The following is a 22,346-nucleotide window of genomic DNA, read 5'->3' on the forward strand; positions in this document are numbered from 1 at the left end:
GAATGCGCGTTCCATTCGGAAAGCGGGTGGTCGACCGTCCAGGTCTCGGCGTCCGCGACCGGCCTAGAATCTCCGGATGCTCACAGAACGGACGTTTCGATCAGTCCTGGCCGCCTCGGCGCTCGCCGTCGCCGCGCTCGTCACCACCGCCTGCTCGCCCGGGGCCGACAGTCCGGAATCCGGCGATGGCGCGGGCGGCAGGCCCGCCGCGCGGGGGACCGCCCTCGCCGCCGTGGAGACGCTCACGGTCAAGGGCCGCGCCCCGAAGACCGGTTACGAGCGGGAGAAGTTCGGACGCGCCTGGGCGGACGTCGACGGCAACGGCTGCGGGACCCGGGACGACATACTCAAGCGCGACCTGACCGGCGTCCGGTTCACCGACGGCCGCTGCAAGATCGCCTCCGGCACGCTCACCGACGACCCGTACACCGGGACCACCGTCCGCTTCGTCCGGGGGCGCAGCAAGGTCGACATCGACCATGTCGTCGCGCTCTCCGACGCCTGGCAGAAGGGGGCGGGGAAGTGGGACGGGGAGACCCGGCGCCGGTTCGCCAACGACCCGCTCAACCTGCTCGCCGTCGACGCCTCCACCAACCGCCGCAAGTCCGACGGCGACGCGGCGACCTGGCTGCCGCCGAACAAGGCGTACCGCTGCACGTACGTGGCCCGGCAGATCGCCGTGAAGAAGAAGTACGGGGTGTGGGTGACGGGCGGCGAGCGGGACGCGATGAGGCGGGTCCTCACCACCTGCCCGCAGCAGAGGCTTCCGTAGCGCTCGCCGCGGAGGAGAAATCCTGTTGGCGCGAGGGGAAATGATCTTTACTCTGCCCGCATGGACCTGAACATATCGACCCTTGCCGAGCGCCCCGAACTGGAAGGGCCGATGTGGGGCATGCGCGACCTCTGGCCCGAGTTCATGATGTACGACCCGGTGGGCTGGGCGAACATCGGGCGGATCGTGCGTGAGCTGCCGGAGTACGTGCTCGTCGCCACCGACGCCGAGGGCAAGGTCGTCGCCCGTGGCTTCAGCGTTCCCTTCCGCCTCGACGTCGACGGGCGCCGCGAGCTGCCCGCGCGGGGCTGGGACGAGGTGCTGCTCTGGGCGTTCTCCGACCTGAAGCACGGCCGCGAGGCCGACACCGTCAGCGCCATCGAGATCACGGTCGACACGAGCGCCCTGGGCCAGGGCATCTCGCACCGGATGCTGGCCGCCATGCGGGAGAACGCCGTGCGCCGTGGGTTCTCCGAGCTGGTCGCCCCGGTCCGCCCCAACGGCAAGCACCTGGAGGCCGCGGCCTCCATCCACGAGTACGCGTTCCGCACGCGGGAGGCCGACGGCCTGCCGCACGACGCCTGGCTGCGCGTCCACGTCCGCGCGGGCGGTGTCATCGAGGCGGTGGCCCCGGCCTCGATGACCGTCTCCGGTTCGGTCGAGCAGTGGCGCAAGTGGACCGGCCTCGCCTTCGACGCGGACGGCCCGGTCGAGGTCGAGGGCGCGCTCGTGCCCGTCCACTGCGAGGCCTCGCGCGGTTACGCGGTCTACGTCGAGCCCAATGTGTGGGTGCGGCACAGCCTCTGACGCGTACGGGGCCCCGCCGACGAGCGGGACCCCGGGGGTGATCTTCGGGGCGGGGGATGTACCGTACGGCGTCCCCTGTCGTACACCCGTGCGCCCCGCCCCCGGCGTGCGCCTCCGTGAGAGGTCCCGCGAATCGTGAACCAGGCCGTCCGCTTGGAGAAGGGCGCGGAGTCCCCGCGCCCCAAGGAGCTGCCGGGCCGGCGGGCCCGGATCGGGCTCGCGCTGGTGCCGCTGCTGAGTCTCGGTGTCCTCGGCTTCGTTCCCTCGCTCACGCTCGCCCTGCGGCGCGGGACGCGGAACGACTGGCTCGCGGCGCTGCTGTTCACGGCCGCGTCGGTCGGCTGGTGCTTCCAGATCGCGCTGACGCCCGAGGAGACCCACGGCGCGGCGTACCTCCTCGACGTGGTGCTGCTCGCGGCCACCACCCTGGGCGCGGCGGCGCACTGCCTCACCGTCAAGGAGGCCGGCCGGTGAAGACCCGTCGTGCCTGGCGCGTCACCGAGCGGGAGGCGGCCAAGAAGGAGGCGGCGGAGTCCGGGGCGGCCCGGGTTCCCGGGCTGCTCGCCGCGGGTGCGGGGGCGTTGCGCGGCCGGGTCGGCTGGGCCCTCGGCTCGGTCCTGGTCCTCGCCCTCGGTCTCGTCGGCGCCCGGATGTTCGCCGGGTCGGAGGGTCCGGGCACCCCGCCCGACACCCGGGCCCGTGCCTATCAGGACTACGACGCCTGTCTGCTGACCGACGAGCGGGGCATCGTGACCGGCGCGCCGGCGGCTCCCGTCTGGGAGGGGATGCAGGCGGCGTCCCTGGACAAGCGCATCCGCGTGACGTTCGTACCGGTGATGGGGGAGAAGTCGGTGGCGAACGCCCGTCCGTTCCTCAACGGTCTGGTGCAGCGGGACTGCGAGATCGTCGTCGCCTCGGGCGCCCCGCAGGTGGCGGCCGCCGAGGCGGCGGTGGAAAAGAACCCGAAGGTCCGGTTCGTGACGGTCGGTGAGGCGGGCGGCGCGGCCCACGGCAACCTGGTCCGGGTGGCGCCCGGGGCGTCCCTGAAGGACGACATCACGGCGACGGTGAAGCGCCTGGCCGGCGAGGGCTGACGGGCCGGAGGGCGTCCTGTCCGGGTGTCCGGGGCGGAGTTGTCCGGAAGGGTTCCCTCCGTCGAGTAAAGCGAGAGTAAAGTTCGGCACCCTGGTGTGAACTGGTGATCTGTCATCGGGCAGGCTCGCGAAGCTTTGTAAGCATCGCGTTAGTAAAGGCTGGCCCATGCGTATACGCCGGGTCCGTAGCCCTCGCCTGTTCCCACCGGGTCGCACCGGCAGACGCAGGCTGAGGGCTACGGCTCTTTCCGTACTCATCTCACTGTTCCTCATGATCACCACCGAGTCGGCGCTCGCCGCGGGCGTCACGCTCGAACCGGTGAAGATGCCCAAGCTCTCCCTCTCGGGGCTGTGGAAGTGGGTGAGCGAGAACCCTCTCGACACCCCTGACCAGCAGGGCGGCACGGCCCGTGGCAAGAGCCACGCGGCCTCCTCCGACGCCACGAGCCTCGAAGGCAAGGCCGGGCGCAAGCCCGGCAAGGGCAAGGGCGAACTCCCGCTGTTCGAGCGGGAGACCGACGACCCCGCCGAGACCCGCACCGGCAAGGCGCCGGGCAACGCCAAGAGCTTCGACGCGCGCACCAGCAAGCGCGACGCGAAGAAGTCCACGGCCACCTCGGACCACTACGTCAACGCCGACGGCTCCACCACCGTCCGCCACTACCCCGGCCGCACGAACTTCAAGGCCGCGGACGGCACGTGGAAGGCCATCGACACGAGCCTGACCGAGGACAAGGACGGACGTCTCCAGCAGACGGCCAACTCCCTCGACGTCGAGTTCGCGCCGACCGCCGCCGACAAGGCCCTCGCCTCCGTCGACTTCGGCAAGGGCCGCTCCCTCGCCTACGCCCTGCGGGACGCGGCGAAGACCGAGCCCACCGTCGACGCCGACGGCACCCTCACGTACGCCGGGGTCCTCCCCGAGACCGACGTGCAGCTCGTGCCGCTCGCCGAGGGCTTCAAGGAGAACATCGTCCTGCGCTCCCCGCGGGCCGAGAACTCCTGGGTCTTCCCGCTCGACCTCAAGGGCCTCACCCCCCGCGTCGCCGCCGACGGCGACGTGGAGTTCACCGACGCCGACGGCAAGGTCACCGCGACCATCCCGCACGCGTACATGGAGGACTCCAAGGTCGACCCGCGCTCCGGCGACCGCGCCCAGTCCCGGGCCGTCACCTACGAGCTGACGACCGTCGACGGCAAGGCCGACGGGCAGCCCGCCCTGCGGATGACCGCCGACCGCGCCTGGCTCGACGACCCCGCGCGCGTCTACCCGGTGACCGTCGACCCGACCGTGACCGCGTCGAACTCGACGTACACGCAGAACACCATCGGCGGGGACCACTCCACCGAGACCCAGATCAAGGTCGGCTCGTACGACTCGGGCACCAACAAGACGAACTCGTTCCTCCAGTTCAACTCCCTCGGCACCACGCTCGCGGGGCAGCGGGTCACCGCCGCCACCCTGAACGTGTACGCCCTGTGGTCCTCGACCTGCGCGGCCCAGTCGTTCTCGGTGCACCCGATCACGCAGTCGTGGACGCCGTCCGCCGTCACGGCGTACCCCGGCCCGTCCTTCGGCGCCGCGATCGGCACCGCCACCCCGGCGCCCGGAGCCTCCTGCTCCAACAGCTCCGGCTCGGCGAGCGTCGGTGTGCGCATGCCGGTCTCGCTCAACACGACGTGGTTCAACAATGTCGCCGGCGGGGCCGCGAACTACGGTCTGGCGCTCACCGCGCCGACCAACGACATGCTCCACTGGAAGAAGTTCCACTCGGACAACTCGGCGACCGCCGGCTTCCGTCCGGCCCTGGACCTGACCTACACGCCGAACACGGCGCCGCAGATCAACGCCCAGTACCCGCCGGCCAACTTCCAGGCCAACACCCTCCAGCCGGAGCTGCTCGTCTACGCGAGCGACGCCGACAAGGGACCCAACCCCCTGTCGTACACCTTCGAGGTCTACGACGGCGACGCCACCGGCACCCCCACCCTGGTGGCCACGTCCGGCGCGATCACCAAGGGCAGCTGGAAGGTTCCCGCCGGCAAACTGAAGTGGTCGAAGAACTACGACTGGTACGCGGAGGCCAGCGACGGCACCTCGGCCGTCGTGGAGGGCAGCCGCTTCACCACGGCCGTGCCGCAGCCGCCGGTCACCTCGGGCCTGTCGATGAACACCGATGGTCACGAGTTCGACCCCTCGGACGGCAACTACACCACCGAGGACACCGACGCCGACGTGCCGGTGATCGGCCCGTCGCTGGAGATCGAGCGCTCCTACAACAGCCTCGACCCCCGCGTCGACTCCGCCTTCGGCGCCGGCTGGTCGACGATCGTCGACATGAAGGCCGTCGAGGTCAAGGACGGCACCGGCGCCCTCACCAGCGTGATCATCACCTACCCGGGTGGTGAGCAGGTCGCCTTCGGCCGCAACTCGGACGGCACCTTCGTGCCCCCGCTGGGCCGCTACGCGCGCCTCGCGGCCGTCACCGGCGGCTACGCGCTGACGGACAAGGACTTCACGGAGTACGCCTTCACCCAGGCGACCGCGAAGGCCGGCACCTACGCGCTGAAGAGCATCAAGGACTACGCGGGCCGCACCGAGACCTTCACGTACGACGCCAACAAGCGCCTCACGAAGATCACGAACGAGGTCTCCAAGCGGAACCTGGGCCTGACCTGGTACCAGCCGGCCTCGGCCACCGCCTGGCACGTCCAGACCGTCTACACCGACCAGGCCACGGCCGGGGACGCGAACTCGGTCCAGACCTGGCAGTACACCCACACCGGTGACCAGCTCACCAAGGTGTGCCCGCCGGCCGACTGGTCCAAGTGCACGACGTACACCTACGCCACCGGCAACCACTACCGCACCACGGTCCTCGACGCCGACCCGTTCGCCTACTGGCGGCTCGGCGAGACGTCGGGCACGGTCGCGAAGGACGCCCTCGACGCGAACCAGGGCCAGTACAACGGCACGTACAAGAACGTGACGCTGGGCGGGACGGGTCCCCTCGCGGGCTCCACCCAGAAGGCGGCCACCTTCAACGGCACCACCTCGTACGTCGAGATGCCGGCCGCGCCGGGCGCCACGCCCTCGTACACCTCCGTCTCGCTGTGGTTCAAGACGAGCACCGCCGGAGGCGTGCTCTTCTACTACGGCGACAAGCCCCTCAGCGACCCCGACCCGGTGGCCAACACCACGAAGAACACCCCCGCGGTGTACGTGGGCACCGACGGCAAGCTGCGCGGCTGCCTGGCGATGTCGCCGGGCTGCATGACGACGATCACGTCCACCCCGGTCGTCACCGACGGCCAGTGGCACAACGCCGTCCTGACCGGTGTCGCCAACAGCCAGACCCTGTACCTCGACGGTGCGGCGGTCGGCTCGCTCAGCGGCACCATCAACGACTGGGTGCAGCCGTACATCTCCCTCGGCGCCGGTGTGAACACCATGGGCTGGCCGGCGATGAACCCGAACGACAAGCTCGGGCACTTCAACGGCCAGATGGCCGAGGTCGCGATCTTCTCCGAGCCGCTCTCGGCCGGCGTGATCAAGACGCAGTACGACTCCGCCACCCGGTCGGCCGGTCTGCTCCAGAAGATCACCACGCCCGGCCTGAAGACCCAGGCGTCGGTCGTCTACGACACCACCGACGACCGCGTCCTCCAGGCCACCGACGGCAACGGCGGCACCTGGAAGCTCAACCCGCCGACCATCACCGGCTCGTCCCAGGTCTACCGCTCCGCCGTCATGGGCTCCGCCCCGGCCGGCTACTGGCGCCTGGACGACACCCAGGGCGCGGCGCAGGCCGCGAACCAGGTGAACACCGGCTTCGGTACGTACAACAACGTCATCCAGGGCGTCGAGGGCCCCTTCGGGCCGGGTGACGCGAGCGCGGCGACCTTCGACGGGTCCACCTCCTTCCTGGAGATCCCCTTCGGCCCGCTGCACGCCAAGCCGGACCGGTCCGTGGAGCTGTGGTTCAAGACCGCCGAGCCCGGCGTGATCATGAGCGACCAGAGCCTTCCGCTCGACAACGCCGGTGGGGCCGCGGGAACCTACAGCGACCTGCTGTACGTCGGCGCCGACGGCAAGCTGCACGGTCACTGGTGGACCAGCGCCTGCAACGCCACCTCGACGCTCGGCTCGACGGGCACCGTCACCGACGACAAGTGGCACCACGCGGTGCTGGCCTCGGCCGGGACCACGCAGTCGCTCTACCTGGACGGCGTCAAGCAGGGCAGCTGCGCCGCGGCCACGAACGACCAGAGCAACACCCGGACGTTCATCGGCGGCGGCTTCGGCAAGGGCTGGTACAGCTCGCCGGGTGACGTCAGCCGTTTCACCGGTTCCATCGCCGAGGTCGCGGTCCACTCCAAGGGCCTGACCGACGCGGACGTGGCGACCCACTGGTCGGCCTACAAGGCGTCCTCCGGCATCGCCCCCGTCAAGACGGTCAAGCTGACCGACCCGACGGAGAAGACCCTCACCTACGTGTACGACGCCGAGATGGGCAACCGCCTGCTCGCCGCGATCGACACCGAGGGCGACCGCACCACCTACGGGTACGACACCGGCGGCTTCCTGCACACCATCACGGACGCCAACGGCAACCGCTCGATCACCGGTCACGACGTGCGCGGCAACGCGGTCTCCCAGACCACCTGCCAGAACACGACCGCGAACAAGTGCTCGACGGAGTACTACACCTTCTACCCGGACTCGACCACGGCCTTCCCGCCGATGGACCTGCGCAACGACCTGCTCCTCACGGAGCGGGACGGGCGCTCGACCGGGCCGACGGACAACGCCTACCTCACGAGCTACTCCTACGACGCGGGCGGCAACCTGCTGTCGGTGACCACGCCCCCCGTGGCCGGTCACCCGAACGGCCGGACGGCCTCGACCACGTACACCACCGCCACCACCCCGGCGGCGGAGGGCGGTACGGCGGTCACGCCGGCGGGTCTCGTGTCGCAGGTCACCACTCCGGGCGGCCGGAAGACCACGTACACCTACTTCGCCAACGGCGACCTGGCGAAGATCACCGACGCCAACGGTGCCTCGGTGGAGTACACGTACGACAAGCTGGGCCGCGAGATCTCCAAGAAGGAGGTCTCGGACGCGAACCCGGCCGGTCTGGTCACGTCGCAGACGTACGACAAGAACGACCAGGTCCTCACCGAGACGACCCCGGCCGTCACCAACCGGGTCACCGGCGCCAAGCACCAGGCGAGGACGACCACGGGGTACGACCCCGACGGCAACATCCTGTCGCAGACGGTCCAGGACCTCACCGGCGGTGACACGGCGCGCGTCACGTCGATGACGTACAACGCCAACAACCTGTTGGCGACCAGGACGGACCCGGGCGGCGACACCACGTCGTTCGAGTACGACGCCTACGGCAACAAGGTGAAGGAGACGGACCCCGCGGGGACCGTCAACACCTACACCTTCGACGGCGAGCAGCGTCCGCTCACCACCAGCCTGCTCGGCTACACCGGCGACCCGTACAACCCGACGGCTCCGACGACGCTCGTCCAGGAGTCCCGGGCCTACGACCCGGCCGGCCGCCTCGCGTCGATCACCGACTCGCTCGGCTGGCAGACGGCGTACACCTACACCGACGACGGCCTGTCGGCCTCCGTGGTCCGCAAGGACCCGCAGACCGGCAAGTCCTTCACGGAGCAGGCGAACACCTACGACGCCGCCGGCAACCTGATCGAGCAGGTCACCAACGACGGGCAGACCCGCACCACCTTCACGGTGGACGCGGCCGACCGTACGGTCTCCGAGATCCTCGACCCCAACGGGCTCGCCAGGACCACGCAGACCAGCTACGACCCGGACGACAACGTGGTGTCGGAGACGGACCGCGACCCGGCGACGGGTGACGTGTCCACCACGGACACCCGGTACGACGCCCTGGGCAACATCACCGGAACCACCACGCACGACGGCACCACGGCCCCGGTGGCCCGCTACAAGCTGGACGAGACGACGGGCTTCGGTCTGGCGGACTCGTCCGGCGCGAACAACACCGGTACCCACGGCACCGGGATGCACTGGAACACCGACCGGGGCGGCAGCGCCGTCTTCGACGGTGACGTCAACTCCTGGGCGCAGGCCTCCGGCCCGGCCGTGAACACGGCCGGCAGCTTCACGGTCTCCGCGTGGGCCAAGCTGTCCGACCTGACGACGGGCCGCACGGTCCTCTCGCAGGACGCCGGCAGCGTGTACGGCTTCGTGCTGTACTACGCGGCCAACACCGGCTGGGCGTTCGCCCGTCCGCGGACGGACGCACTGCCCCTCGCCTACGACCGGGCGGTCTCCGCCCCGTCCGCGGCGGTCGCCGGAGCCTGGACCCACCTGGTCGGCATGTACGACGCCCAGGCGTCCAAGCTGCGTCTGTACGTCAACGGCACGCTCGCCCAGGAAGTCGCGGTCTCGGGCAACTGGGAGGCGACCGGTCCGTTCCAGATCGGCCGTCACAAGATGGGCGCCGGGAACTACGACTACGAGTTCAAGGGCGGTATCGACGACGTCCAGGTCTACAGCGAGGCGCTGACCGCGGCGCAGGTCACCGCCGTCAAGGGCGGCACCCTGCCGGCCGCGGGCAGCACGGTCCGCTCGACCACGTGGAAGCTGGACCAGCGCGGTCTGCCGGTGTCCCAGACGGACACCGCGGGCAACGTCACGGACTACGGCTACGACGAGCTCGGCCAGCAGACCTCGGTCACCGAGCCGGCCGTCATGGCGGAGCAGAACGGCGGGACCCCGGTCTCGGTCCGGCCCGTCACGATGACCGGGTACAACACCTTCGGCGAGGCTACGGAGTCCTCGGACCCGCTCGGCAACGTGGTGACGACGGCGTACGACGCGGAGGGCCAGGAACTGTCGACGACGGCTCCTGATTACCTCGCGCCGGGTGCGTCGGCCCCGATCCGCGCCACCTCGTACAACGAGTACAACAAGCTCGGCCAGGTGACGGCGGAGGTCGACTCGCTCGGCAACCGCACCACCTACACGTACACGCAGCTGGGCGACCTGGCCTCGGTCACCGAGCCGGGCGGCGGTACGACGAAGTACACGTACTCCACCAACGGCGACCAGCTGTCGGCCACCCGGCCGAACGGCGCCCGCCAGGAGATGACGTACGACTACCTGGGCCGCGAGCTGACCAGCACGGACATCGTGCGCCAGCCCACGCAGCGGGCCTACACGGCGATCAACGAGTACAACGCGCCGGGCGGCGAGCTGTCCCGGATCGTGTCGCCGCAGGGCGTCACGGAGTCGTACAAGTACAACGCCGAGGGCGAGGTCACCGAGGTGACCGACAGCGCGGGCAAGGTCTCGCGCTTCACGTACGACATGGACGGGCAGCCGCTCACCGCCACCGAGCCCGACGGAACCAGCACCCGCAACACGTACGACGGCTTCGGCCAGCTGGTGAGGACGGACGACCTGGACGAGACGGGTGCCGTGCTGCGTACGGCGAGCACCGGTTACGACCGGGGCGGCAACATGGTCTCGGCGACCGACCACCGTGGTCACACGAAGACCTTCACGTACGACTCCTCGGGTCTGATCACGAAGGTCGTCGAGCCGGTCTCCGCGACCGAGTCGATCACCACGACCTACGGGTACGACGCGGCGGGCAACCAGACCCGGTTCACCGACGGGCGGGGCAACCCGTTCCTGACGACGTACAACACGTGGGGTCTGCCGGAGTCGCAGATCGAGCCGTCGACGCCGACCCATCCGAACCTCGCGGACCGGACCTTCACGGCCGTCTACGACGGTGGGGGCCGGATCAAGGAGTCCCGTTCTCCCGGTGGGGTGAACATCTCCTTCGAGTACGACGCGAAGAGCCGACTGGTCCGCCAGTCGGGTACGGGTGCGGAGGCCGTCACGGCCGACCACACGTACGACTACGACGCCGACGACCGCATCACGGCCGTCGCCGGGCTCGGTGAGGAGAAGAACACCTTCTCCTACGACGACCGGGGTCTGCTCCTGACGGCGAACGGGCCCTCGGGCTCCTCGTCCTTCGCGTACGACGGCGACGGCGGGATGACCTCCCGCACCGACGCCTCGGGCACGTCGACCTTCGGCTACGACACCGCCGGCCGCCTGAAGACGGCCAACGACGGGGTCACCGGTTCGACGGCGACGTACGGCTACGACGTCAACAGCAACGTGACGTCGATCGACTACGGCACGGGCAAGGCGAAGCGCGCCTTCGGCTACGACAAGCTGGAGCGCCCGACCACCGACACCCTGACCTCGCCCACCGGCAAGACGCTCGCGTCCTTCACATACGGGTGGGACGCGAACGACAACCTGACGTCGAAGACGACGACGGGGCTCGCCGGTTCGTCGGCCAACACGTACACGTACGACTGGGCCGACCGCGTCATGTCCTGGAACAACGGGACGACGAACGAGGTCTACGGCTACGACGCGTCCGGCAACCGGACCCGGGTGGGTGGCGACACCTACACCTACGACGCCCGGAACCGGCTCACGTCGGACGGCCACAGCGCCTACACCTACACCGCGCGCGGCACGCTCAGCTCGGTGACGGACGAGGCCAGCCGGGTGACGACCATGAAGGTGGACGCCTTCAACCGCGTCATCCAGGAAGGAAACCGCACCTACACCTACGACGGTCTCGACCGCGTCCTGAACGCCAAGGACGAGACGGGCAGCGCGCTCTACTCGTTCCAGTACAGCGGCGACGGCAACGACGTGGCCTCCGACGGTCTGGCGAGCTACAGCCGGGACGCCGGGGGCGCCGTGATCGGTGTGAAGACCGCTGTCAGCTCCGTGCTGGCCCTGACGGACCTGCACACGGACGTGGTGGCGCAGTTCACCACCACGGGCGAGGCGCTGACCGGCTCGACGACCTACTCGCCGTTCGGCAAGGTCGTCCAGTCCGCGTCGATGCTCGGTTCGCTGGGCTACCAGTCCGGCTGGACCGACCCGGAGACGGCCAAGGTCAACATGGCCGCGCGCTGGTACTCGCCGGAGACCGGCCAGTTCAACAGCCGTGACACCGTCGCCCTCAGCGGGATCCCGAACTCGATCTCGGCGAACCGGTACGCGTACGCGGACGGCAACCCGATGACGGGCATGGACCCGACCGGTCACTGGCCGGGCTGGGCCGACAAGATCGTCAAGAAGGTCAAGAAGAAGGTCAAGAAGACCGTCAAGTCGGCCTACAAGCACGTCAAGAAGGCCGTCAAGAAGGTCGCCAAGGTCGTCAAGAAGGCGGCCAAGAAGGTCAAGCGGGCCGTCAAGAAGGTGGTGAAGCGGGCCAAGCGGGCGGTGAGAAAGGCCGTCCGGTACGTGGCCGACAGCGTCCGGAAGGTCAAAAGATACGTCAAGCGGGTCTACAGGACCGTGAAACGCGTCGCCCACAAGGTCGTCAAGCATGTGAAGAGGGCGGTCCGCAAGGTCGCCAAGGCCGTCAAACACGTCGCCAAGAAGGTGGTCAAGGCAGCCAAGAAGGTCGGCAGAGCCGTCAAGAAGGCGGCGAAGGCGACAGCCAACTTCGTCAAGCAACACGCCTCGACCATCGCCTCGGTGGCCACCGGCATCGCCGTCTTCGCGGGCTGCACCGCGATCACGGCCGGCGTCGGAGCCATCGGCTGCGCCGCCCTCGCGGGCGCCGCTGCCAACGGTGTCGGCTACATGATGAGCGACGGTCCGAAGTCGGTCGGCGGCTTCCTCGGCGCGGTCGCCATCGGCGCCGTGACCGGTGCCGCCGGTGGCGTCGGCGGTCGTCTCGCGGCCAGCGCCGCGGGCAAGCTGCTCTCCGGTTCGGCCGGCAAGATCGCGACGAGCGTCGCGGAGAACGCCGGTGAGGAAGCCCTCACGGGCGCGGTCGAGTACGGCACCTCCTGTGTGAACAGCGAGGAGGGCTGCTCGGTCGCCGGAGCCGCGAAGGCGGCGACGATCGGTGCCGTCATGGGCGGTGCGTTCGGAGCCAAGGGCAAGGGGAAGGGACCGAAGGCCAAGGACTCCCCTGGTGCCTCGTCCGGTCCCGGCTGCCCGATCCGTCGCGGCGGAACGCCGCACAGCTTCACCGGAACCACGCCGGTGCTGCTCGCGGACGGCACGACCAAGCAGATCTCCAAGGTCAGGGCGGGCGACAAGGTCCTCACGGCCGAGCCCGGCAAGAAGACCAAGGAGGTCCACGAGGTCAAGCAGGTGATCGTCACCAAGACCGACCGTGACTACGTCGATGTCACCATCACGACGGAGGCCGGTCCGAAGACGATCCAGACCACCGAACACCACCAGTTCTACGAGTCCACCCGCAACGCCTGGACGCAGGCGGGCGACCTCCGGGTCGGCCAGAAGCTCCAGAACGGCACGGGTGCCCCGACCGCGATCGTCGACGTCACGTCGTACAAGGCCCAGCGGACCACGTACGACCTGAGCGTCGAGGGCCTGCACACGTACTTCGTGTTCGCGGGTGACTCGGTGACGACCGCGGACGCGGCGTCCGGCTCCGGTTCCGGCGGCGTCGATCCGGGCTCCGCGGTCCTCGTCCACAACTGCAATGTGAACGGCGAGGCCGAGGTCCGCATCCCCGAATGGGCGACGGACGACCAGGCGGACCAGTTCAAGGCGTACGTGGCGGCGACGAACGACGCCATCGCCAACGGGAAGATGTCCCCGACGGGCCGGGTCTCCACCGGAGGCGCGATCCGCGCCGACGCGGCCCGGCAGGCGAAGAAGGAGCGCAAGCGGGCCGAAGCCGCGGGCACTCCCTACACTGGGGTGGCCGGGCACGCGCCTGACGCCATGTGGCTGGGTCACGGTACGCCGCCGACCTGGATCGACATGGATCTGAAGGTCAACAGCAGCCTCTCCGGCCAGGGGCAGCGCTGCCCCGTGGGCTGCAAGCCCAAGAAGTTCGTCATCGTCGACAACAGGAACCAAGCGAGCACGCCATGACCGACTGGCCTGACGAGATGCGCCGCATGCGGGACGCCAAGGAACGCGTGCGGGCATCGGACACGGATGAGCTCTGGCGCTTCGAGGAGCCGCGTCCCCCGGCGGACGCGGAACGACTCCGCGAGGTGGCAGGGAGGCTCGGGCACGAGCTCGACCGCGCATACGTGTCCTTCCTCCTCGCCGCAGACGGATGGCCCGCTCTGTTCCAGGACATCGACGTCTTCGGCACCGAGGAGCTCCTCGGCTCCCCGGCCATGGAGACGGCGCGGATGCTGGTGGACACGATGGAGCCCGACGCGCTCGTGCGCTCCGGGCTCGACCGTGACGCCCTCCTGCCGATCGCCGCGTCGACGACGACGATCGACTTCTTCGTGATGCCCGTGACGTCGGGAGACGTGGCGGCACCGGTGATCTGGATCGCCGGCGCGGAGGTCGAGAGGTACCCCTCGTTCCCGGACTTTTTCCGGCACATGATCGGTATGAACCTCGACGAGGCGGAGGTCCTCCGAGCGGAGAACGACGGATGACGGTCGGCTGACCGTCGCCGGCCGGCCACCTCCGAGGTGGCCGGCGTGTCATGAAGAGGGCGCGCTCTGTCCGCAGGGCGCGCCCTTTTCTGTTGCCAGATTTCTACACGTGGAGGCGGAACGTATGACCGACGTCGATGTGGAGGGGGCCGTGCGGGACATTCCGAAGGTTGAGGAATTTCCCGGCCTCGCGCGCGCGTGGCGCTGGTCGCCCATGTTCCGGTTCGTGTTCTCGCTCGCGATGAACGCGGAGGGGACGCGCATCTATCAGGTGAACGCCCGAGACTCCTTCGACGAGGACCTGGCCCGGGCGGTGCTCACGTTCGCGCGTGAGCACCGTGCCGGGCTCGGGGAGGACCCCCGCCCGTTCGAGGTCGTTCCCGGGTTCTCCCACCCGGGCTACGACTTCGACGCCGTGGTGGCCATCCAGCCCGAGATCCACGGCTACTACGTGGGCCGGAACGAAGAACTCAACGAGGTCGTGGTCGGGGTCTTCCCGGCGTACGTCCGGGAGTTCTCCGGGAACGAGACGTCCGAAGAGGCGTTCTTCCGCTTCAAGCGGATGCTGAACGCGGCGGACATGACCCGCGCAGCCGCTCCGTTCCTCCGGATGAAGTTCGACAACACGAGGACCGGCGGAGGAAGCGAAGGCGATCTCCGTGGTTTCACCACCCCCGACGTGCTGCTCCAGGAGCTGGAGCTCCTGGAGGGCGCGCCCGGCAGCTTCGTGGAGTACGAGAACCGTCACGGGCAGGTCCGGCGGATCGAGTGGAACGGCTCGTGGACCGTCGACGGCGAGGCCCGGGAGCACGCGCCGGCCCCCGCCGAGGTCCTGGAGACCCTGAACTGACCTCGGTCGCGTCCTGCTGACGGACGAATGCTCGGCGATGGGCTTTCGGATGGGACCGCCCCCCCGATCGCGTCGGCGCGGGTCGTCCGTGAACTCCCGTCAGGCCGTCTTCTTCCAGTCGCCGCAGCCCGAGGACTTGAAGTACGCGTCGGAGGCGCTGACCTTGACGATGGCCGTGCCCGTCGCGTTGTCGTTGGCGAGGATCGAGTCCGTGCCGTGGCTCGCGTCCTTCGAGCGCTCCCAGTAGCACTCCGCGTCCTTGTTGCCCGTCGACTTGTACGTCCCCGGGGCGATGTCGACGCCCACCTTGAACATGCCGCCGTCGCCCTTGAGCGTCGTGCCCGGCGTGCCCTTCGCCTTCGTGTCGACGGCCTCCCAGGTGCCGCAGCCCGAGGACTTGAAGAGCTTGTCCGAGGCCTTGATCTCGACGTAGCTCGTGCCCGTCACGTTGTCGTTGGCGAGGATCGCGTCCGTGTCGGCCGAGGCGTTCTTCGCGCGCTCCCAGTAGCAGCCCGCGTCCTCGTTGCCCGTGGAGCGGTAGAGGCCGGGCTTCACGTCGGAGCCCACCTCGAAGTCGCCGTCGCCGTCGATCGTGGCGCCCTTCGGCTTGTCCTGGGCCTTCTTGTCGCCCTTGTCGCCGCCCTGCTTCGCGGGCTGCTCCTGCTTCGCGCCCGCCTTGGGGGACTCGGCGTCGCCGCCCCCGCCCATCGACGCACCGATCGCGATGACCGCGACGACCGCGCCGGCGGCGGTGAGGACCTTGTGGCGGGCGAACCAGTTGCGCTGCTGCTGCTGAGACATGGCTGTGGCACCTTCCGGGCGCTGTGAGGACTCCGCTTTCAGGACTCCGTGTTCCGATGGAGTAATCACAGCAGAGACTGTGAACCGAGTCAACCTCGTTCACGAGGTTCGAGTTCGCTCACGCCGTGAATCGGTTCGAGCGCTATGCTCGGTGTGTTCACACACGTACGAGGGGAGACGGACAGGTGCCCGAAGAGAGCACGACAGAGGTCACCGCCGCCGGTATCGCCCGGCTCGCCGGGGTCGGCAGGGCCGCCGTCAGCAACTGGCGGCGACGCCACGCCGACTTCCCCAAGCCCGTCGGCGGCACCGAGACCAGCCCTTCCTTCTCCCTCACCGACATCGAGCAGTGGCTCCGCGACCAGGGGAAACTCGCCGAAGTGCCGCTCCGCGAGCGCGTCTGGCAGCAGCTCGCCGGCCACCCCTCCGGCACCGTCGCAGGTCTCGTGCACACCGGCTGCGTCCTGCTCCTCCTCCGCGCCCGCCCCGGCGCCTGGACCGAGCTGGCCGCGCTCCCCGACGACCGCCTCGGTGAACTCCTGCCCGGCGTCTTCGAAGAGGTCCTCACCGCCCGCTTCGGTCTGCCCAGGTCTGTTCACACCCCCACCCCGGCCGACACGGTCCCCGCCGTCCCCCTGCTCCGCGCCGCCGTCGAGCTGGCCGTCGAGCTGGGCGGCGCCCGCCAGGCCTTCGAGTTCCTGCTCGGCCGCCACCTCGACGCCAACCCCCGCCAGTACACGCTCACCCCGCCCCCGCTGGCCGAGCTCATGGCGGCCCTCGCCGCCGCCGCCGTACCCGAGGGCCGCCCCGTCGCCACCGTCCTCGACCCGGCCTCCGGCACCGGCGGCCTGCTGCGCGCCGTCCCGCACCCCACCGCGCTCTACGCCCAGGACGCCGACCCCGACCTGGCCGCCCTCTCGGCCCTCCGGCTCGCCCTCCACGACGACGCCGACATCCGGGCCGCCATCGGCGACACCCTCCGCGCCGACGCCTTCCCGTCCCTGAGCGTCGACGCGGTCCTGTGCCACCCGCCGTTCAACGAGCGGGCCTGGGGCCACGACGAACTCGCCTACGACCCCCGCTGGGAGTACGGCTTCCCGGCCCGCACCGAGTCCGAGCTGGCCTGGGTGCAGCACGCCCTCGCCCGGCTCCGCGCGGGCGGCGCCGCCGTCCTCCTCATGCCGCCCGCCGTCGCCTCCCGCCGCTCCGGCCGCCGCATCCGCGCCGACCTGCTGCGCCGCGGCGCCCTCCGGGCCGTCGTCGCCCTCCCGGCCGGCGCCGCACCGCCGTACGGCATCCCGCTCCACCTCTGGGTGCTTGTCCGTCCCGGCGCCGACCAGCGGCCCCCGGCGGAGACCCTGTTCGTGGACACCGCCGGGCTCGTCCCGGACGCCGGCCGCGACAAACTCCCCTGGACCACCCTGCGGAACACGGTGCTCGACGCCTGGACCGGCCGCGGCGGCGAGGAGTCCGTCGCCCGCGCCGTCCCCGTCATCGAACTCCTCGACGACGAGGTCGACCTCGCCCCCGCCCGCTATCTCACCGCCCCCGCCGCAGGCGGCACCGCCCCCGAACTCGCCGCCGTCCGAGACCGCCTGGACGAGACCCTGCGCCGCACCCAGGGCCTCGCCCCCACCCCGGTCCCCGCGCGCCCCGCGCCCCGCCCCCTCACCACCGTCGGCGAACTCGCCCGCACCGGCGCCCTCCAGCTCCGTACGGGCGGCTCGGGCACGGCCCCCGCCGGCGGCGGCGTGCCCGTCCTCACCGAGCACGACGTGCTGTCCGGCGGCGCGCCCTCCGGCACCCTCCCCGCCGGAGGCGGCCCGGGCGAGGAGCGCGAGGAGCCCGTCCTCGTCGCCGAGGGCGATGTCGTCGTCCCCGTCCTCGGCGGCGGCTCCGTCGCCCGGGTCGTGGACGCCGCCACCGCCGGCGCGGCCCTCGGCCGCAACCTCCAGCTCCTGCGGCCCGAACCGGCCGCCCTCGACCCCTGGTTCCTCGCCGGATTCCTGCGCGGCACCGCCAACAACCGGCAGGCCAGCAGCTTCGCCTCGACCGCGACGCGGCTCGACGTCCGCCGCCTCCAGCTGCCCCGGCTGCCCCTGGCCGACCAGCGCCGGCACGGCGCCCACTTCAAGTCGCTCGCCGAGTTCGAGGAGGCCCTGCGGCTCGCCGCCCGCCTCGGCGAGCAGCTGGTCCAGGGGCTGTACGACGGTCTCGCGGACGGAAGTGTGGAGCCCGCGTGAAGGCCGTCATACTCTCTTGGTCTGATCAACCGTAGTGGCCTGATCATCCGTCCCGGGGGAGCGTCGTATGTACGGTCAGGTGCCCACACCCGCGGCCCCGCCCGCACCCGCACCGCCGCGGGCCACCGGCCCGTCGGCGGCCACGATCACCGTCCGGGTCCTCATCACGGTCCTGGTGGTCCTGTCGCTCGGCTTCCTCGCGTGGGTCGCCATGCTCCGGATCGCGATCATGCGGCGCACCGGGCGTGACTGGACGCTCTTCTGGGCCCAGTTGGTCCTGAACATCGGGTGTGTGGTGCCGCTGGAGCAGCGGTTCGCCGACACCTGGATGAACACCGCGGGCATGATCGTGCTGCTCGTGCAGATGGCGATCGTGACCTGCTACTTCCTGGTGGTCGACATCCGGCACCACCAGCCGGCTCCCGTCGTGATCATGATGCCGCCGCCGTCCCCGGCGCCCCACTTGCCGCCGCATCAGCAGCCGCAGGCGTACCCGTACGGCACGCCGTCGTCGGGGTACGCCACTCCCGGATACGCCACGCCGGGGTACGGCTACCCGCCGGCCGCCGCCACGACCCCGAGCCCGGTGCCGGGCCAGGCACCGGCGCCGGGCCAGGCACCGGTGCTGGGCCAGGCTCCGGGCCAGGCCTCGGGCCCGGTCCAGGGCGCGGCGCCGGGTCCGTACGTCCCCACCCCGCCCGCGGGCCAGGTCCCACCACCCCTTCCCGGTCACGCCCCCCGCATCGACCAGGTCCGCGCCGAGCTCGACGAGCTCAGTGACCTGCTGCGGCAGGCCGGGGAAGACGACGGTCGGGCATGAACGGGCGGGTGATCGGCGGGCGTTACGAGCTCGCCACCGTCATCGGGCAGGGCGGCATGGGCCAGGTCTGGACGGCGTACGACCGCAGGCTCGACCGCCGGGTCGCGGTGAAGCTGCTCCGGCCGGCCACCATGGCGGGCCCGGCCACCGCCGCCGACGAACTGCGCCGCCGCTTCGTGCGCGAGTGCCGGGTGACCGCCCATGTCGACCACCCCGGTCTCGTCACCGTCCACGACGCGGGCAGCGAGGGCGAGGACCTGTACCTCGTCATGCAGTACGTGCAGGGCGCCGACCTCGCCGACCACCTCGCCGAGCACGACCCGTACCCCTGGGGGTGGGCGGTCAGCGTCGCCGCGCAGCTGTGCGCCGTGCTCGCGGCCGTCCACGCCGTGCCGATCGTGCACCGCGACCTCAAACCGCGGAACGTGATGGTCCGCCCCGACGGGTCCGTCATCGTCCTCGACCTCGGCGTCGCCTCCGTCCTGGACAGCGACACCACCCGCCTCACCCACACCGGTTCCCCCATCGGCAGCCCCGCCTACATGGCGCCCGAGCAGGCCATGGGCGGCGCCGTCGGACCCTCCACCGACCTGTACGCGCTCGGTGCGCTGCTGCACGAACTCCTCAGCGGGAACGTGCCCTTCGTCGGCTCCACCGCGCTCGGCGTCCTCCACCGCCATCTGTACGAGCCTCCCGTACCGCTCCGTCAGCTGCGCCCCGAGGTTCCCGAGCCCCTCGAAGCACTCGTGCTCCGGCTGCTCGCCAAGGACCCGCGGGAGCGGCCGTCCGGCGCGCACGAGGTGTACGAACAGCTGCTGCCGCTGCTCCCCGCGCGCGGGGCCCCGGCCGGGCCGATGGACCCGACCCGGCCGTTCCTCCGCCCGCACGCGCCCTGGCCGGACCGCCCGGCTGCGGCCGCACCGGCAGCCGTGCAGGCGGTGGCACCGGCGGCCGTACCGGCGGCGCCTGTCGCACCCGTCGCACCGGTCGCACCGGTCGTTCCGGCGCAGGCCCCGCCGCCGCCCCTGCCCGCGACCGCTCCCGGGGGCGACCCGAGGGCCGCGTATCCGCCGCCGGGCGTCTCCACTCCCGTCGCCCCCGCCACCCCCGTGGCTCCCGCCCGCCCCGACGTCGCCGCCGCCGTCGACGAGGTCAAGCGGCTGCTGGGGGAGGGGGCGCTCACCCAGGCCGTCGACATGCTCGGCGGGATCCTGCCCGCCGCGGCGGCCGAGCACGGCGAGGGGTCGCCGGTCGTCCGCATCCTGCGCAAGCAGTACGCGTCCACGCTGATGGACGACGGCCAGTACCGGCGTGCACTGCCCGAGCTGCGCCGACTCGCGGCGGACCGTGACGCGGAGGCCGGGCCGGCGGATCCGCAGGCTCTTCAATTCCGTTATGACGCCGCCCTGTGCCTGGAGCAGTTGGGGGAGACGGCCGCCGCGCTCACCGAGTTCCGTGCGGTCCTGCCGTACTACGAGGGCGATCCGGCCCGTGCCTTCGACATCCGGCAGCGGATCGGGCTGCTGCTCGTGGCGACGGGGGAGCACGCGGCCGGACAGGACCAGCTCCAGCGGCTGCTGTTCGACGCGGAGCGCGCGTTCGGCCCGTATCACCCGCTTCCGGCGGACTTGCGGCGCGTGCTGGAGCACCAGCGTCAACTGGGCCCGCGCTCCTGACGGAGAGCCAGAATCACGAGTCGACAACTGATCGGTGAACAGATCCCCGTGATCCTTTTTGTCGCTTTTGATGCATGTAGCGTTCGCGTCTGATCATGTTCACGTCCCCAAGGAATCCCTCATGACGACGCCGCCCGCGCCCTTCACCCCCGAGCAGCCCGCCGCCCCGGAGCAGCCCGCCGCCCCCGCGAAGAAGGGCAGCCGCATCCTCAAGCAGGTCGGCGGTGTCGTCGTCGCGATCGCCATCGCCCTCGGCGTGAAGTTCGGCCTTCCGTACCTCACCGGCGAGGCCCCCGTGCACGCCAAGGCCGGCGAGTGCGTCACCGTGACGGGCCCGGACAACGACCCCAAGGTCGACACCACGGACTGCTCCTCGGGCAAGGCCGACCTGTTCAAGGTCGTCAAGGTCATCGACGACACCTTCGACGTGAACAAGTGCGGCACGGAGCTGTCGGCGCTCGCGCAGCAGCTGGAGTCGGACAAGTTCGTGCTGTGCCTGGAAGAGGTCCCCGCGAAGTAGTTCGCGCGCACCCGCACGTCCGGGAAGGGCCGGAACCCCCGCAGGGGTTCCGGCCCTTCCCGCATTCCGAGCCCGACCGCGTGCTCGCTACGGCCGGCCGACGGGCTCCGGGTTCGCCGGGTTCGCCGGGTCCGCCGGGGTCGCCGGGGTCGCCGGGTCGGCCCCGTGCTCCGGTGTCGCTCCGGGCTTCGGTACTGCCCCGGGCTTCGGATCGGCCCCGACCCCGGCCCCGGGCCCCCGCGGCGTCCCCGGCTCGGGTGCCGCTCCCGGCCCGGTGACCGACGGGGCGACCGCGGAGGGGGTGGGCCTGACCGGGGACTCGCTGACACCCGGGGGCCGGGCGGGCGGCGCCGGAGTGGGGGAGACCGTGCCGGAGGGCACCAGGAAGAACAGGTACGCGGCCGCCACGGCCGCCGCCGCGGCGACGGCCCCCAGCGAGGCGAACGCGACTCCGCGCACCCGCCGCAGCCCCCAGCCGCGCCCCTCCGGAGGCTCGTCACGGCGCAGGTCCCGGTACGTGACGAGGGCTGCTCGCGCGGCGAACGCGGCGCGCAGCCGCTCCTCGGTGACGGTGAGGGGGTCCTCGGCACGCGGTCTCATCGGCCCGCCTCCAGCTTCTTCTCCAGGGCGTCGAGCGCACGGCTCGCGGTCGACTTCACCGTGCCGCGCGAGAGCCCGAGCGTCTGCGCGATCTGCGCCTCGGTCAGCTCCGACCAGTAGCGCAGGACGAGGACCTCGCGCTGGCGCCGGGTCAGCTGCGCGAGCGCGTCGAGCACGTGCCGGTGCTCCTCGGCGAGCAGCAGCCCCTCGTCGACGGGTGGCTCCGAGACCGGGTGGGGCGGGGTGTACGCGCGCGCGGTGCGGCGCCTGCGCAGGACGGAACGGGCGGCGTTGACCACGGCGGTGTGCAGGTACGCGCCCGGGTCCTGGAGCCCGTGCAGGGAGGTGCCGTACGTCCGGCACACGGCGGCGAACGCGTCCTGGACGACGTCCTCGGCGCTGTGCAGGTCGTCGACGAGGAACAGCGCGAGCCGCACCATGTCGAGCCGCCGGGCCCGGTACAGCTCGGTGAGCGTGGGCGGCGGCCCCTGGTCCTCCGGGGCGTCCACCGCGCGCAGTTGCCGTCCCCGTACGTCTCCGGGCACGTCGTCGACCCGGGTCCGTGTCCGGGTCCGGGGCATACGGGCGAGCAGCCGGGCCCACCAGGGCGACGGCCGGTCTGTGGGTCCGGGAGCGGGTATGGCGTACGACAACTGCACGGTCC

At 71.0% G+C, this 22,346-nt stretch carries 14 protein-coding genes; 11 read left to right on the forward strand and 3 right to left on the reverse strand.

Features of this window, described 5'->3' with window-relative positions; all coding sequences use genetic code 11:
• The first annotated feature begins 76 nt into the window (after positions 1–76).
• The 7 genes from N5875_RS23300 (at position 77) to N5875_RS23330 (ending at position 15,022) form a co-directional block, all read left to right on the forward strand.
• Positions 77–772: an HNH endonuclease family protein gene (locus tag N5875_RS23300; protein ID WP_338495696.1), complete on the forward strand. Its 696-nt coding sequence runs from the start codon at positions 77–79 to the stop codon at positions 770–772.
• A gap of 60 nt (positions 773–832) precedes the next feature.
• Positions 833–1,579: an N-acetyltransferase gene (locus tag N5875_RS23305; RefSeq protein ID WP_338495698.1), complete on the forward strand. Its 747-nt coding sequence runs from the start codon at positions 833–835 to the stop codon at positions 1,577–1,579.
• A 135-nt stretch (positions 1,580–1,714) separates the two neighbouring features.
• Positions 1,715–2,053 (forward strand): hypothetical protein, encoded by a 339-nt coding sequence (locus N5875_RS23310; RefSeq protein WP_318210925.1) that lies wholly within the window; start codon positions 1,715–1,717, stop codon positions 2,051–2,053.
• The gene (locus N5875_RS23315; RefSeq protein WP_318210926.1) at positions 2,050–2,673 is read left to right on the forward strand and encodes a BMP family ABC transporter substrate-binding protein; all 624 of its coding nucleotides are present in this window, start codon (positions 2,050–2,052) and stop codon (positions 2,671–2,673) included. The genes N5875_RS23310 and N5875_RS23315 overlap by 4 nt, the downstream gene beginning before the upstream one ends.
• A 271-nt stretch (positions 2,674–2,944) precedes the next feature.
• Positions 2,945–13,645 (forward strand): LamG-like jellyroll fold domain-containing protein, encoded by a 10,701-nt coding sequence (locus N5875_RS23320; protein ID WP_338495701.1) that lies wholly within the window; start codon positions 2,945–2,947, stop codon positions 13,643–13,645.
• Entirely contained in the window at positions 13,642–14,172 is a 531-nt protein-coding gene (locus N5875_RS23325) for an SMI1/KNR4 family protein (protein ID WP_318210928.1), read from the forward strand. Before N5875_RS23320 ends, N5875_RS23325 begins: the two co-directional genes overlap by 4 nt.
• A 124-nt stretch (positions 14,173–14,296) precedes the next feature.
• Positions 14,297–15,022 carry a hypothetical protein gene (locus N5875_RS23330; protein WP_318210929.1) on the forward strand — a complete coding sequence of 242 codons (726 nt, stop codon included), beginning with the start codon at positions 14,297–14,299 and terminating at the stop codon, positions 15,020–15,022.
• 99 nt (positions 15,023–15,121) lie between these two features.
• On the opposite strand, the gene N5875_RS23335 is transcribed toward N5875_RS23330, so the two are convergent.
• Complete coding sequence (locus N5875_RS23335; protein ID WP_318210930.1) at positions 15,122–15,823, reverse strand: hypothetical protein; 702 nt, start codon at positions 15,821–15,823, stop codon at positions 15,122–15,124.
• A gap of 185 nt (positions 15,824–16,008) precedes the next feature.
• Here N5875_RS23335 and N5875_RS23340 point away from each other — a divergent pair, with 185 nt between their 5' ends.
• The 4 genes from N5875_RS23340 (at position 16,009) to N5875_RS23355 (ending at position 21,082) form a co-directional block, all read left to right on the forward strand.
• Complete coding sequence (locus N5875_RS23340; RefSeq protein ID WP_318210931.1) at positions 16,009–18,066, forward strand: N-6 DNA methylase; 2,058 nt, start codon at positions 16,009–16,011, stop codon at positions 18,064–18,066.
• 67 nt (positions 18,067–18,133) lie between these two features.
• Positions 18,134–18,886 carry a hypothetical protein gene (locus tag N5875_RS23345; RefSeq protein WP_338495705.1) on the forward strand — a complete coding sequence of 251 codons (753 nt, stop codon included), beginning with the start codon at positions 18,134–18,136 and terminating at the stop codon, positions 18,884–18,886.
• Complete coding sequence (locus N5875_RS23350) at positions 18,883–20,562, forward strand: protein kinase (RefSeq protein WP_338495707.1); 1,680 nt, start codon at positions 18,883–18,885, stop codon at positions 20,560–20,562. The genes N5875_RS23345 and N5875_RS23350 overlap by 4 nt, the downstream gene beginning before the upstream one ends.
• A 121-nt stretch (positions 20,563–20,683) precedes the next feature.
• Entirely contained in the window at positions 20,684–21,082 is a 399-nt protein-coding gene (locus tag N5875_RS23355) for a hypothetical protein (protein ID WP_318210934.1), read from the forward strand.
• A gap of 87 nt (positions 21,083–21,169) precedes the next feature.
• Here N5875_RS23355 and N5875_RS23360 read toward each other — a convergent pair whose 3' ends face one another.
• Together N5875_RS23360 and N5875_RS23365 are read right to left on the reverse strand one after the other, a co-directional pair.
• Positions 21,170–21,682: a hypothetical protein gene (locus N5875_RS23360; protein ID WP_318210935.1), complete on the reverse strand. Its 513-nt coding sequence runs from the start codon at positions 21,680–21,682 to the stop codon at positions 21,170–21,172.
• Positions 21,679–22,341, reverse strand: coding sequence for a sigma-70 family RNA polymerase sigma factor (locus N5875_RS23365; RefSeq protein ID WP_318210936.1), 663 nt, complete (start codon positions 22,339–22,341; stop codon positions 21,679–21,681). The genes N5875_RS23360 and N5875_RS23365 overlap by 4 nt, the downstream gene beginning before the upstream one ends.
• Positions 22,342–22,346 lie beyond the last annotated feature (5 nt).

Origin of the sequence: Streptomyces sp. SJL17-4 (assembly GCF_036826855.1) — a bacterium.
Classification (GTDB): domain Bacteria; phylum Actinomycetota; class Actinomycetes; order Streptomycetales; family Streptomycetaceae; genus Streptomyces.

Coding starts and splice junctions, on each gene's coding strand:
- N5875_RS23360 (WP_318210935.1), bottom strand. CDS start 21,682: ATGAGACCGCGTGCCGAGGACCCCCTCACCGTCACCGAGGAGCGGCTG.
- N5875_RS23350 (WP_338495707.1), top strand. CDS start 18,883: ATGAACGGGCGGGTGATCGGCGGGCGTTACGAGCTCGCCACCGTCATC.
- N5875_RS23300 (WP_338495696.1), top strand. CDS start 77: ATGCTCACAGAACGGACGTTTCGATCAGTCCTGGCCGCCTCGGCGCTC.
- N5875_RS23320 (WP_338495701.1), top strand. CDS start 2,945: ATGATCACCACCGAGTCGGCGCTCGCCGCGGGCGTCACGCTCGAACCG.
- N5875_RS23345 (WP_338495705.1), top strand. CDS start 18,134: ATGTACGGTCAGGTGCCCACACCCGCGGCCCCGCCCGCACCCGCACCG.
- N5875_RS23330 (WP_318210929.1), top strand. CDS start 14,297: ATGACCGACGTCGATGTGGAGGGGGCCGTGCGGGACATTCCGAAGGTT.
- N5875_RS23325 (WP_318210928.1), top strand. CDS start 13,642: ATGACCGACTGGCCTGACGAGATGCGCCGCATGCGGGACGCCAAGGAA.
- N5875_RS23335 (WP_318210930.1), bottom strand. CDS start 15,823: ATGTCTCAGCAGCAGCAGCGCAACTGGTTCGCCCGCCACAAGGTCCTC.
- N5875_RS23355 (WP_318210934.1), top strand. CDS start 20,684: ATGACGACGCCGCCCGCGCCCTTCACCCCCGAGCAGCCCGCCGCCCCG.
- N5875_RS23305 (WP_338495698.1), top strand. CDS start 833: ATGGACCTGAACATATCGACCCTTGCCGAGCGCCCCGAACTGGAAGGG.